8 protein-coding genes are annotated in these 13,130 nt (G+C 35.2%); 4 read left to right on the top strand and 4 right to left on the bottom strand.

What is annotated here, in order from left to right:
* Positions 1–13: 13 nt before the first annotated feature.
* Positions 14–1,513 (top strand): aminotransferase class V-fold PLP-dependent enzyme, encoded by a 1,500-nt coding sequence (locus B0M43_RS19365; protein WP_078007808.1) that lies wholly within the window; start codon positions 14–16, stop codon positions 1,511–1,513.
* Positions 1,514–1,591: 78 nt separating this feature from the next.
* Here B0M43_RS19365 and B0M43_RS19360 read toward each other — a convergent pair whose 3' ends face one another.
* Positions 1,592–3,280 (bottom strand): glycoside hydrolase family 28 protein, encoded by a 1,689-nt coding sequence (locus B0M43_RS19360; RefSeq protein WP_078007807.1) that lies wholly within the window; start codon positions 3,278–3,280, stop codon positions 1,592–1,594.
* Between the two features lie 583 nt (positions 3,281–3,863).
* Between B0M43_RS19360 and B0M43_RS19355 the strand changes: the two genes are divergently transcribed.
* Positions 3,864–5,081 (top strand): DUF4272 domain-containing protein, encoded by a 1,218-nt coding sequence (locus B0M43_RS19355; protein WP_078007806.1) that lies wholly within the window; start codon positions 3,864–3,866, stop codon positions 5,079–5,081.
* Positions 5,082–5,379: 298 nt separating this feature from the next.
* On the opposite strand, the gene B0M43_RS19350 is transcribed toward B0M43_RS19355, so the two are convergent.
* Positions 5,380–6,714: a hypothetical protein gene (locus B0M43_RS19350; RefSeq protein WP_078008020.1), complete on the bottom strand. Its 1,335-nt coding sequence runs from the start codon at positions 6,712–6,714 to the stop codon at positions 5,380–5,382.
* A 34-nt stretch (positions 6,715–6,748) separates the two neighbouring features.
* Entirely contained in the window at positions 6,749–9,151 is a 2,403-nt protein-coding gene (locus B0M43_RS19345) for a TonB-dependent receptor plug domain-containing protein (RefSeq protein WP_078007805.1), read from the bottom strand.
* A 581-nt stretch (positions 9,152–9,732) separates the two neighbouring features.
* Between B0M43_RS19345 and B0M43_RS19340 the strand changes: the two genes are divergently transcribed.
* Positions 9,733–10,563 (top strand): helix-turn-helix domain-containing protein, encoded by an 831-nt coding sequence (locus tag B0M43_RS19340; RefSeq protein ID WP_078007804.1) that lies wholly within the window; start codon positions 9,733–9,735, stop codon positions 10,561–10,563.
* A gap of 40 nt (positions 10,564–10,603) precedes the next feature.
* On the top strand, positions 10,604–11,806 hold the full coding sequence (locus B0M43_RS19335; protein WP_078007803.1) for an MFS transporter: 1,203 nt from the start codon (positions 10,604–10,606) through the stop codon (positions 11,804–11,806).
* Positions 11,807–11,849: 43 nt separating this feature from the next.
* Here B0M43_RS19335 and B0M43_RS19330 read toward each other — a convergent pair whose 3' ends face one another.
* On the bottom strand, positions 11,850–12,854 hold the full coding sequence (locus B0M43_RS19330) for an FAD:protein FMN transferase (protein ID WP_078007802.1): 1,005 nt from the start codon (positions 12,852–12,854) through the stop codon (positions 11,850–11,852).
* Positions 12,855–13,130 lie beyond the last annotated feature (276 nt).

Raw genomic sequence — 13,130 nt, 5'->3', positions numbered from 1 at the left:
AAGAAATAAAAGAATGAATGCTATTTTAAACAAAACAGAAATAAGTCCATTAGAATCTTATTTTTCTAAATTTAGAGAGAATACTGTTGGTGTATATCATACTTTCGAATCGGTTTACGGTACACAAAAAATGGTATACGCCGATTGGATTGCCAGCGGAAGATTGTATTTGCCGATAGAAGACATTATGCTGAATAAAATTGGCCCGATGATTGCCAATACGCATTCTTTTTCCAGCGAAACGGGTAAAGCTTCAACGTATGCTTATCAATACGCAAGAGAGCTGATTAAAAAAGAGGTAAACGCTAACAAGCAAGATTGTTTGGTAGCCACAGGAACCGGAATGACAGCGGCTTTATCGAAGTTACAGCGCATTATGGGGTTGCGTGCTAAAGATAATATTTACAATATAAAACTGAATTTTGATGATGAAAGGCCGGTAGTTTTTATCACGCATATGGAGCATCATTCCAATCAGGTTCCTTGGTATGAAACTATTGCCGATGTGGTTGTTTTACCCGGAGATGAAAATAATCTGGTTGATCCTGAAATATTATCAAAAGAAATTCAAAAGTACGCCAACAGAACCCTGAAAATTGGTTCGTTTACAGCATGCTCTAACGTTACAGGAATCGTTACGCCGTATCACGAACTGGCAAAAATTATGCATCAAAACGGAGGTTTTTGTTTTGTTGATTTTGCAGCTTCGGCACCTTATGTTCCAATCGATATGCATCCCGAAAATCCTGAAAAACAGTTGGACGCGATATTCTTTTCTCCTCATAAATTTCTTGGTGGTCCGGGAACATGCGGAATTTTGGTTTTTAATGAAAAATTATACCAGGCAAATTTTCCGGATAATCCCGGTGGAGGAAATGTAAAATGCACGAATCCCTGGGGCGGTTATCATTATAGTGATGCTATCGAAGTAAAAGAAGATGGCGGAACACCTGGTTTTCTGCAAGTTATGCGTACAGCTTTATGTCTGGAATTGAAAAACCAAATGGGAATCGAAAACATGAAAGTGAGAGAAACTGAATTGCTGCAATTTTGTTTTTCTCAACTTCAAAAAATAAAAGGATTATCTCTTTTAGGAGATTTAAATACCGAAAGAATTGGCTGCGTTTCTTTTACTATAGAACATATTCACTACAATTTAATTGTAAGGCTTTTGAATGATCGTTTCGGAATTCAGGTTCGTGGCGGTTGGTCTTGCGCAAGTACGTATGCACATTATTTGTTTGGTATTGATGAAGAGGAATCTAAAAAAATGACAGAAGAACTTCTTGAGCAAAATTTAAGCAATAAACCGGGTTGGGTTCGTATATCATTACATCCAACAATGACAAATCAAGAGCTTTTATTTATTTGTGATGCGATACAAAAAGTTGCGATTTATTATGAAGAATGGCAGGAAGTGTATTGCTATAATCCGAAAAATAACGAGTTTGAAAGCCTTGTAAAGCACGAAACGATTGACGAAGAGGTGAAAGAATGGTTTTGTTTAGACTAAATTCCCGAAAGATATAAAATAAAAAAAGGGTTGAATCAAAATAGCTGATTCAACCCTTTTTTATGAATTACTTTCAATTTAGAACTTTACGGTTCCTTTAGGAACAGTTTCTCCAACAGTTGTTTTATTAGCCAGATTAAAATTAGCTGATGAAACAAATTCTATATTCTGACTGTTTTCTCCGTTGACCGTAATTGCTTTAGGAGAAGTAGAATTGAACTCTACATTTTTAAGAGACATGTTTTTTGTATTGTAAATTTCAAATACAGTAGCTTCTTCAATTTCTAATTTTGCATTGTGTATTTTAATTCCGTTAGCATCGATGATAGAAAAACCTTTTTTGGCATTTCCTGTCAGATTAGAAATTTCGATATTTTCAAGATTCATTTCTGGCAAACCTTGTAGAAAAACTGCTTGTTGAGCTCCTTTTATCGTTATATTTTTGATTGAGATATTCTTGAACTGAGGCGTTTCTTCATTCACTGGCATTGCTTTAGAACTTAGTGTATTACCACCTTCTGCCAAAGTTTCTTCGATCGATTTTCCTCCGTAATACAAATTAAATGAAATAGCCTGCGAAGGAATATCAGTCATGAAAATATCCGAGATAAAAATATTCTCGACTACACCGCCACGTCCGCGGTTACTTTTAAAACGTAGTCCAACATCTGTTCCCATAAAGGTACAATTAGATACGTGCATGTTTTTTACTCCGCTTGACATTTCACTTCCGACAGTTACGCCACCGTGTCCGTGATACACGATATTGTTTTTTATAATGATATTTTCACAAGGAACGCCACGATCACGCCCGTCTTTGTCTTTTCCTGATTTGATACAAATAGCATCGTCACCAACATCAAAACTGGAGTTTTCGATGATTACATTTTTACAGGATTCTACATCAAGACCATCTCCGTTTTGAGAATACCAAGGGTTACGAACCGTTACGTTACGCACAATTAAATCTTCGACCATCAAAGGGTGAATGTTCCAGGCTGGTGAATTTTGAAATACCGGACCATCAAGCAGTACTCTTTTGCTGTTTTGAATACTTACCATTACCGGACGTAAAAAATCGTGAATGGTTTCAAACTCTTCTTTGGTTTTTAAATCCAGACGTACGTTTTGATCTGCTCCTTTAGAGGCATTCATAAAAGTTTCAGACGGATACCAGCTGGTTTTATCTTTGTTTAAAACTCCGCCCGAAGCAATCACTTTTTTCCATTGACTGTCAGTTAGTTTGTTCTTTTTAACCTGTCTCCAGACTTCTCCAGATCCGTCCCAGACACCATTACCTGTAAAAGCAATGTTTTCAAGATTTTTACCATAAATAGGAGAGATACATCTCCAGGTATTTAGTCCTTCAAAGCTGGTTTCTATAAGAGGATATAAACTTTTATCTGGCGAGAAAATGATTATTGCACCAGTTTCTGCATGAAGTTCAAGATTGCTTTTTAATAAAATTGGACCTGTAAGCCAGATTCCTGGAGGGATGATCACTTTTCCACCGCCTTTTTTTGAAACCGCGTTTATTGCATCGGCGAAAGCCTTTGTATTTAAAACATACCCGCCATTTACAGCACCAAAATCTTTAAGGTTTACGCTGTTTTTTGGAATTACAGGTTCTTTGACTTTAGCCATTTTAAATTCAATATTCTTATAAGTGTCATAAGTCTTTGAATTTTGAGCAAAACTGTTTTGCGTACAACTTATTATCATAATTGCCAAAGCAATACGTAAAAGGTTAATTGGGTGAGTTTTCATTCTAATTGAATTATGGTTAAAAATTTTAGTCTAAATAGAGAGACTTTTTTGCTAAATACATTTATTGTTTGTTCTTTTTTTATCGATTCGCAAAAAAAGAACTTCGATCGATAAATATATGCAAATGTAATCGATTACACAAATCTATAAAAAAATATTTATAAAGCGGTATTAAATTAGTCCTTACCACAAAATAAAAGTGATTCGTTATGAAAGTCTTTTGTAGCCTTTTATTTTACTAGTATCAGGAAAGTACGGGATGGTTTTATAGCATTTAAGATTTATTCTATTTTTTTAATTTTAAAGATAAAGAAGTGCATTTCGGCGAAAGCCAATTAAAAATATTTCACGCAGATTTAATATGGATTTAAACTGATAATGCAGATTGATTTAAAAAAAATATTTACCAAAATAATAATCCTAATTGATCTGCTCTAATCAGTAAAATCTGCGTGAAACTTTTTTTTTAAACTTATAAAATCATCCTGATTACGTTTGCATTTTGTAGTAAAATAAACCTATATTAGCGTAAATAAATAATTTTTATACGCCTGGATATTTAATCACAAATAGAAATAATAGCATGATTTGTACTATTTACTCACACCAATCAGGGTTTGATGATATTAAAGAAATAATCGTATCTCATTTTCCAAAAGGAAATATTTTAATTGATAAAGAAGAGGAGTCTGATATCATAACATTAGAAATTAATGAAGGAAGTTCTTCGCAAAAAGTAAAAATCTTGTATCGCCAGAGAGCCGAGCCTTCTTATCAAATTCCGGAAATCAATGATTCTGCGCTAACGGCTAATTTAAAAGGACTTTATGGCTTTGTTTATGGATTGCCAACTGTAAATGAAAAAGTAAAAGAACTTTTTTTGCGTAAAATAGAGACTTTAAATTCTGAATTTACCATTATTCAGGAACAAGATGAAATAGCCAATTTAAAAACCATAATAGCCAATATTGCCGAGGAACTTGATGCGATTTTGTTTGTTCAGCCTGATACTGTTATTAGTAAATCGAGCGGCCAGCATTTTCTGGACAAAAATTTAGATTTGATTATTGATACTGAAGGAAATTGCGAAATTGATGCATTAGACGTAAAAATTAATTCGGTTTATTTTGATGCAGATCAGAATGAGTTGACGGTAGATCAGTTGCAAAGAAAAGAGAATAACGAAAAAATTCTGGAAGAATATAACATCAAAATCAACAGAAACCTGCCTTGTATAGAATCTGAAGAGGAGACTACTTTAAGGACACCAAGAGAAATTGCGCAAAGAGTGAGTGCTTTGGCGGTAGTCAATTTAGTTGCGTTTAATAGTATTTCTCCCGAAGAAGCTACAGAATATCTTCAAAATTATAATCTTTGGGATTTTACGACAGAAAACGAAAAAGAATTTCTGGCCAACCCAACCGATGATAAAAAAGCAAACGAAAGTTGGAAATGTGAAGGTATTTGGGTTTTGATGTGGGCTTTGAATAAAATTGAAACGCTGGATTTTCCGGATGAGTTTTGCGATCTGGAAAATATTGATCCGGATAATTACCCTGTTGGTCAGGATAAAGATCCCAATATTTTTATTGATTCGATAATTACCATGCGATCTAAAAGCGAAATTTTGGATGCTAATGATTTGTATTACAGGTTTAATTGGGCTTGTGTCGACGAGAGAATCAATGGCAGGGAAATAGAAGGTATAAATCCGGGTATTGTTTATGAAAGACAATATGCCTTAAACTGGCTGATCAATTATATGGAGCAGGATTGGGATTTTATTACTTGTGATACTTAATTTGTAAAGGTTGCTTTTCTTTGAGCATAATTTTACCGCAAAGAACGCAAAGTTTATAAATCTATGAGGTTTATAAAAAAGACAAAGTTCGCAAAGCTGTATCAATAGAAAGCTTTGCGAACTTTTTGTTTATCAGCATAATATAAAGTAAAACATTTGCGTTCTTTGCGGTTAATTTCTAACCTAAGAATCACTAGTAAACAAACATTCCGCTCCAAAAATCTGAAGCGGAATGTTCTAATTAAAAAAAAACTCAAGTAATAGCATTTTTGCAATTGCATTTCTGCTATTGTTATTTTTAGAATACACCAATATAATGGTTTCCGGCTTTGTTTACCAATTTGGCTCCTTTAGTTACGGCACCTGTTACAGCATCAATGATATAAATGTTTCCGTCTTTACCAACTGGTGTAACAGCTACATATAAATCGTTTCCGTCAACTACAAAACCCTGGTATTGACCAAAATCTAAATCAGCGTCATAAGCAATACCTTCAACTTTCCTAGCTGTTTTTGCATTTAAGTCGATTCTTGCCACAAATCCTTGATTGTTAGCACCGTCATGAGTGTAAACTGCAAAAGCGATTCCGTTACCAACGTATCTCCATGCATCAATGTAAGATCCTTTTACTCCAAGAGCAGTGTCTAAACTAAAAACGTAAGAGTTGTCATATTCGTTGCTTTGATTGATTTTTAAGATATAAGAACCGTTTTTTGTATCTCTTTGAGTAGCCTGATAAATATTTCCATCGTTAGCCACAAAACTATTAAAACTACGGTATCCGCTTGTGTCTCCAAAAGCAACTGTAGAAGTAATAATTTTAGGGTTTAATAAGGAAGGATAATCAACCACAAGTGATTTAGAACCTAAACGCTCAAATTCAGTTTCATTTGCTCCGGTAGCAGTATTTGTTTTACGCATCCATGTTCCGATGATTAATTTGTTTCCTGCTTTGTTTAGCGTTGGTGCATCTAAACGGAAAATATGATGTCCTAAAGCTTCTTCTTCCGGAGTTAACGGAATTTCGTACTGTTTTGCAGCAGAAATCAGGATGTTTTTTAAGTCTAAGCTTAATACAGTTGCAGAACCTCTTGTATGCTTGTATGATTTATCTTCGTTAGTTACAATTACAGGTGCGGTAACATTTACTGCTACACCCGTTTTATCTCCGTCAAAAAGTTTGGTCCATCTTGGTGAAGTTCCTGCATATTGAGAAATGTTGACTGTAGAGCCTGATTGTGCAAAATTATTACCGCCATTTACTTTATAAGTCATAAACTCACCACCGTTTGCACCTGTATACGTGATATTAAAAAGAGTGCTTCCATCTACAGATGATTGCAAACGAGCTGTTCTGGTGGATTGTACAGGTGTTCCGTTGTCGTAAACATTAATAGAAATGTTTGGATTTTTAGCATCTTCTTTACTAACAGAAAAAACTTTAGTACCGCCATTTCCGTCTCCCGGAGCAGTTTGCATTAAAGCTCCTGCAACTGTTATCCAACGGCTTTCAGTTTCCGGTAATGTAGGTGTTATTGGGTCTTCATTATCATTACTGCTGCAGCTTGTCGTTAAGGCAAATGTGGTAAAAACCAAACCAAATGCCATTAATTTAAATGTACTTTTTTTCATATTCATGGTATTTAAAAAAATTAATTATATAGATTTAAAACTTATTCAGTATGTAATTGAATTTCAGATAAAAGGCTACTCCAGGTTTTTGAACGCCAAAATTGTCGTAAACCTGTTCGTTGGTGATGTTTTTTGCATCAAAACTCACAATGTATTTTTTGTTAGGGAAAGTATAACTCAAACCTAAATCATGTGGAAACTGAGACGGTACTTTATCAATTTGGGTTTCCTGCCAGGTGGTAAAAAATTCTCCCACATAAGTAAAATTGTAATACAAATTCAACTCCGAATTAGACTGCAATACATCTTTAAAATTATATTGCGCATTTCCATTAATAATAAAATAAGGCTCATTAGGATATTGCTTGTTATAGTAATCCAGTATTTGTCCGTTTTTATCGTATTTATCTTTAAAGAGCGAATTGAATTTAGACATATTCATCCCGATAAATAATCTTTTATTATATGAATATTCCAATGAGGCTTCATACCCTAAAGATTGCGCTGTACCTAAGTTTACTGAAGGTGAGGTCTGCAAAGCTTCATTTAAACGATTACTAAACTCACGAACGATTTTGTCTTTAGAATTTCTCCAAAATCCCGAGCCGCCAAAACTAAATTTATGCTGATTAATCATATAAGGTCCAAAACGTAATCCTACATTCAGGTTATCGCTTTCTTCAGGTTTTAATGCGCTGTTACTGGTTTGATTTTCGCCCGGATTACCAAAAATTTCATTTTCAGAAGGAAGTCTGATCGCTTTTTCTGCAGATAAAGAGAACATCAATTTTGGTAAAACAAAATAAGATCCTGCGAAACCGTAACCATAAAAAGTAGTATTATTATTCTCTAATTTTTCGACTATTGCAGACTGTCCGCCTGTTGTAATGATCTGCGGAGTTCTTTGTTCTGTTTTTTGGTTATAACGTTTCCCAAACAAATTGGTTCTTAAGCGTGAATCAAACGCCTGAAGTTCGTAGGCAAAGGACAAAACGCTTTTTTGCAGATCTCGTTTTTGCTGAAAATTCCTTTCCATTTCAGATTTCTTTTCATCATAATCATCCCTGTCAAACGAATAAAGCATACTGCTGAATACAAATTTGTGATTATCATTTAAGGTATAATTTAATCCGCCTCTTGTACTGAATATTTTGTTATTGATGTGCAAAATTGTAGCCGCACCTTGTTGCGCACCCGTTGGTGATAAAAAATGCTGACCATCAATGCCAATTGCTTTTTCGTTAAACCAGTTGTAATTCCATTTTACCGTATCGTTTAAAACTTCTCCTCTTTGACTAAAAACAGAATTCACGGTGAATTCAAGCCCTTTTACAATAAAATCTTTTTTAGCATAATTGATGCTGATTACCTGTGCATCAGCTTCGGTAAATCGACCTTTGTAGGGTTTCGACATTGCTTGTCCGTGCTGAATTTCGTTGTAATCGTCAGAAGCATTAAAACCAATTAAAAAAGTATCCGCCCATTTTACATCTGTAAATCCGGCTTCAAAACGTCCTCCGTAAGAACGATACGCGTCATTAAAACGTTTGGCCTTAATTTCTTTTTTAACTCCGTTAGGCTGAATGTTGTAAGCAAATTTCCCCCAAATTTCATAATCGTTATCCGAGTAATTATAAAAACCGGAACCTTTTAAAGTAAAGCCTGATTTATCTCTGTAAGTGGTATTAAAGTTAGATTGAGTGGTATTAAACGAACCGTAAGATATTGAAGCATTCAGGGTATTTTTAGCACCTTTTTTCAAAATTACATTTATGGCACCTCCTAAAGCATCATCTGCCAAATGTGCCGGAATTACTCCTTTGTAAACTTCGATTCGCTCAATTAATGCAGGCGGAATACTATTTAAACTGAATGAAGAACCGTAAGTCGAAATAGGAATTCCGTCTATAAATATTCGGATGGCATTTCCGGACATTCCATTCAGATTGTAATTGATGCTCGAACCCAATCCACCATTTTGTCTGATGCGAACTCCAGCCGACTGTCCTAATAAATCGTTAGTTTGAATATTACGTTTTGCAGCTTCCTGAGTGTCTATGACATTTACAGAGAAACCTTTCTCCATAATTTCTTTCTTTACAGTAGTTTTCTGAATCACAACTTCTTTCAAAGCTTTCGGATCATTTTTTTCTAAAGAAATAGTGATATGATGAGAAGATTGGTGTACGTGAATGTTGATAGTTTTTGTTTTGGCTTCGGGAGAAGAAATTTCCAAAGTATATTTTCCGTAAGGCAATGCTTTAATTTCGAATTGACCATTTTGATCAGCAATAGCAAAATTTTGTGTTCCTAAAACCAGTACAGAAGCTCCCAAAGCCGGTTCATTGTGAGAAAAGTGAACCTTTCCGTTAATATTTCCCTTTTGAGACCAAACTGAAAAATGAACAAACAAAAACACAACTGCTAAAAATTTCATAATTTATTTACTTACCAATAGGAGCGCAAACTTATGTCATTGTTTATATTAATCTAAATAAACGAATTAGAAGATCATTAGAATTACATTAGAAATTCTAATATTGTAGAAAAATGTTCCAGATTATAAGGATTATTGAAGAGGTTCCTGTTTTAGCGGGAGTTTTACTATGTCATGGTCCACGGATGACACGGATTTGCTTCGCAAAAGCACGGATTTACACGGATTTTTTGTTTTTGTCATCCTGAATGAAGGATCACACAAGAAGCTCGACAAAGAAATTTGACAAAGATTGTGGCATTACTTTACGGAATTACTAGTGTGATCCTTCGTTTCTCAGGAAGACAAGCTTGTGGTTACTTTATGTTAAGCAAATAAAAAGAATAAAAAATCCGTTTTAATCTGCGTTTTTGCGAAGCAAATCCGTGTCATCCGTGTGCCATGGCAAAGATACTCGACAAAGATTCCGGAGTTGCTATTGTGATCCTTTCGTTCAGGATGATAAACTTTGTGGTTCGCATTATAATGTGTTCAGGCTTTCGTATATTCTTCTTTATCTTTGTCTCTCTTAAATTTTAAATATGCTTAATTTCAAATTGTACCATCTCGAATTTGACGCTCCTGAAATATTGCAGGATAGCATCAAATGTTTTTGGTACGACAGACGAGATTCCGGTGAAGAATTCTCAAATTTTGAAGTTATGCCGGATGGCTATGCTGAAATTATTTTTTATTTTGGAAGTACTTGTAGTGTTTCTTATAATGGAGTTTTACAGCCTTTACCATCACCATTTATAATGGGATTACTCAATCAGCCTGTTATTTTAAATTCGAATAATCGTTTAGAAATCATTGCCATAAGATGTTTTCCCTGGACTGTTTTCGATTTACTCGGATTGCCATCAGGAAAGGGCAAAGGCGGAGTACATATTTTCGAACATCCTATTGCTCAGCTTCAATCACGTTTGAATGATTTAATTCAGACCAATAAAATAGAGGAAGCGATTGCGCATTTACAAGAGTTTTTTGTGAATGCCCACTCACAAGTTCCTGCTGATAGTTTATTGTTTAAAGCAGGATTGGCGATGCGAAACGCTAAAGGAATTATTCCGGTCAGTGAAGTAGCGTCGGCGGCTCATGCAACAGTTCGTACATTAGAAAGAAACTTCAAGCAATCCTCGGGTCATAGCGTAAAAGATGTGTCAGGTTTGATGCGTTTTGAGCAGGTACGAAACCACTTATGGCATTTTCCCGATGCTAATATTGCCGGTTTGGCTCAGGAATTAGGTTATACAGATCAATCTCATCTTAGCAGAGAATTTAAGCGTTACAGCGGTACTACGCCAGGCGCATTTGCACGAAAAGCAAAGCAAACCATTAGTAATGATTTTGTCGCATTTGTACAATCCTAAGAAACAAGCTTTTTAGAATTTTGTCTTTCAATTATTACATATGAAAACAAAATCAAAAAAACACATATTTTGGATTATCATCGGGATTGTACTCCTGAATTCTATTGGCATGTCGGTTGTATTGCCGTTGTTGCCCTTTATTGTTGGAAAATACCTTCCATCAGAACAAATTGTTGTAGGTATGAGCGCGCTTATGTCGGTCTTTGCAGCCTGTACATTTTTTGCAGCACCCATTTTTGGATCGTTAAGCGATCGATACGGACGAAAATATATTCTTATTTTTAGTTTATTAGGTTCTGTAATAGGCTATGTTTTATTCGGAATTGGTGGCGCTCTCTGGGTTCTTTTTCTGGGACGTATTATCGACGGTCTTACAGCTGGTAATATCAGTATTTTATTTGCTTACATATCTGATTCGACTGAACCAAAAGAAAGAGCCAAGTGGTTTGGTTATATAGGTTCTGCCATGGGAATTGGTAAACTTGGCGGTCCAGCATTAGGCGGATTGTTAGGCGGAATTTCTCTTTCGTTACCCTTTTTTGTTACTGCGGGATTAATTTTTATTTCGGGTTTGGCGACTTATTTTTTATTGCCGGAATCTTTGGTACCTGAAAAAAGAACGAAACATTTAACGCTAAATAGTTTTAATGTGTTTTCGCATTTTAAAGATGTTTTTAACCTAAAAAACGTTAAGATGTTACTCATTTTAGGCATATTCTTTTATATAAGCCTCGGGATTTTTCAGTTTAACTTTACCATTTTTCTAAAAGATATTTACAAATGGGGACCCGTATTTATTGGCACAATGCTAACATTGGTTGGTATTTGCGAGATTATTTCGCGAGCCGTTTTATTGCCCTGTCTATTGAAACGTTTTAACGAAAAGAGTATCGGAATTGCGGGCTTAATTGTTTTTGGAATTGGTCTGGCATTAATTATGAGCAGCGTTTTTTTACCCTCCATAATAATTATTTCGTGTGCTGTCATCTTTATAATTACCGGCGAAGGTTTATTCGACCCCACTTATAATGCAAGATTATCACAATCAGTAGACGAAAGTAATCAGGGAAAATTACAGGGTGTAAACCAAAGTTTGCAATCGGCAAATAATATGATTATGCCATTGGCAGCAGCTGCTATTTATTTTTATAGTCCTTGTATATTGTATGCAACCGCTACATTTATTGTGTTGGTGGCCATTATTATATACGCGAAATACATTCCAAAAACAAGAAAAAGCTGAAACTCTAAAGCATCATTTTAAGATAATGAATCTTTAGAGAAAACTAGAGTCTGGGTTTAAATTTCTTGATTTTAAAGTTTTTCGATTTTACTAATTTTCCGTTATCCGTAATCATTACGCAACTGTAATCGGGATATTTTTGTAGTAAAAGCAAACCTTCTGTTTGTCCTAAAACCATTAAAGAGGTGCTTAATCCGTTTGCTGTTTCTGCATTTGGACCAAAAACAGAGACACTGCACAATCCGGTGGCAGGATAACCTGTTGCCGGATTTATAATGTGTGAGTAGCGTTTTCCGTTAAAAACAACAAACTTTTCATAACTTCCGGAGGTCGTTACAGCGCCATTATTTAAAGGAACTACAGCAAATAATGTATCAGGATGAAATGGGTTCGTCATACCAATGTTCCAGTCTTTGCCGTTGGGTTGTTTTCCCCAGGCAGTCATATCGCCGGATCCGTTTACGATTCCGGCTTTGATGCCTTTTGCGAGCATCATATTTCGGCATTTATCCGTTGCATATCCTTCGCCTAGAGCGCCGAAACCAATTTTCATTCCTTTCAATTTTAAAAAGATAGTCGATTGAACCGAATCCAGAATAATATTTTTATAACCCACTTTTTCTACCGATTTTTTTATGGCTTCCGCCGAAGGCATCTCGGTCATCGATCCGTCAAATTTCCAGATTCTGTCCATAGCGGCGAAACTCACATCAAAACCGCCTTTTGTAGCTTCAGAAAATGCTATGGCTCTTTGTGTCAATTCAAAAACTTCACGATCGACTTTTATGGGTTTAATTCCCGCATTTTGATTCACCTCAGAAACTTGCGAAGTTGCTTTCCAGTCGGATATTAAATTTTCGATTCGGGTAATTTCTGCAATAACCTCGTCGATATTCTGTTCTGCCGAAAGAGAATCTTTTGCCACGATCGTAATATCAAAACGCCCGCCCATAAGTAAAGTTGTTCTTTTTCGTAATATTTGCGCGCTGGCTGATAAACCAAAGAGTACGAAAAGAATTAAAAATTTATTGAGGATTGATTTATGCATGATGACTTTTTAGAAGCGTTTTGAACACGAATTTCACGAATTTACACGAATATAAATGTTTAATTTTAGTGCGCTTAATTATTTCACTATTGAAAATCTAAATTTAAAATGTACCGTTAGGTACAAAATATTGGTAGAAAATTATGTTCGAAAATGTGTTAGCGTGCCATAGGTACGCAATAGCAATGTATTTGTTGCGTACCTACGGCACGCCGGCTGTTTTTAATTTATGTTTTCTACCAATATTTAGTCCCGCTGGGACTTACATAATTTACA

Source organism: Flavobacterium sp. KBS0721 (assembly GCF_002007065.3).
GTDB classification, from domain to species: Bacteria; Bacteroidota; Bacteroidia; order Flavobacteriales; family Flavobacteriaceae; genus Flavobacterium; species Flavobacterium piscis.
Note: the sequence above shows the minus strand (reverse complement) of the source record. Positions and strands in the feature narration are given on the sequence as shown.

Bases quoted from the DNA above. Each gene is read 5' to 3' on its own strand.
- B0M43_RS19365 (WP_078007808.1), top strand. From the start codon at position 14: ATGAATGCTATTTTAAACAAAACAGAAATAAGTCCATTAGAATCTTAT.
- B0M43_RS19360 (WP_078007807.1), bottom strand. From the start codon at position 3,280: ATGAAAACTCACCCAATTAACCTTTTACGTATTGCTTTGGCAATTATG.
- B0M43_RS19355 (WP_078007806.1), top strand. From the start codon at position 3,864: ATGATTTGTACTATTTACTCACACCAATCAGGGTTTGATGATATTAAA.
- B0M43_RS19350 (WP_078008020.1), bottom strand. From the start codon at position 6,714: ATGAAAAAAAGTACATTTAAATTAATGGCATTTGGTTTGGTTTTTACC.
- B0M43_RS19345 (WP_078007805.1), bottom strand. From the start codon at position 9,151: ATGAAATTTTTAGCAGTTGTGTTTTTGTTTGTTCATTTTTCAGTTTGG.
- B0M43_RS19340 (WP_078007804.1), top strand. From the start codon at position 9,733: ATGCTTAATTTCAAATTGTACCATCTCGAATTTGACGCTCCTGAAATA.
- B0M43_RS19335 (WP_078007803.1), top strand. From the start codon at position 10,604: ATGAAAACAAAATCAAAAAAACACATATTTTGGATTATCATCGGGATT.
- B0M43_RS19330 (WP_078007802.1), bottom strand. From the start codon at position 12,854: ATGCATAAATCAATCCTCAATAAATTTTTAATTCTTTTCGTACTCTTT.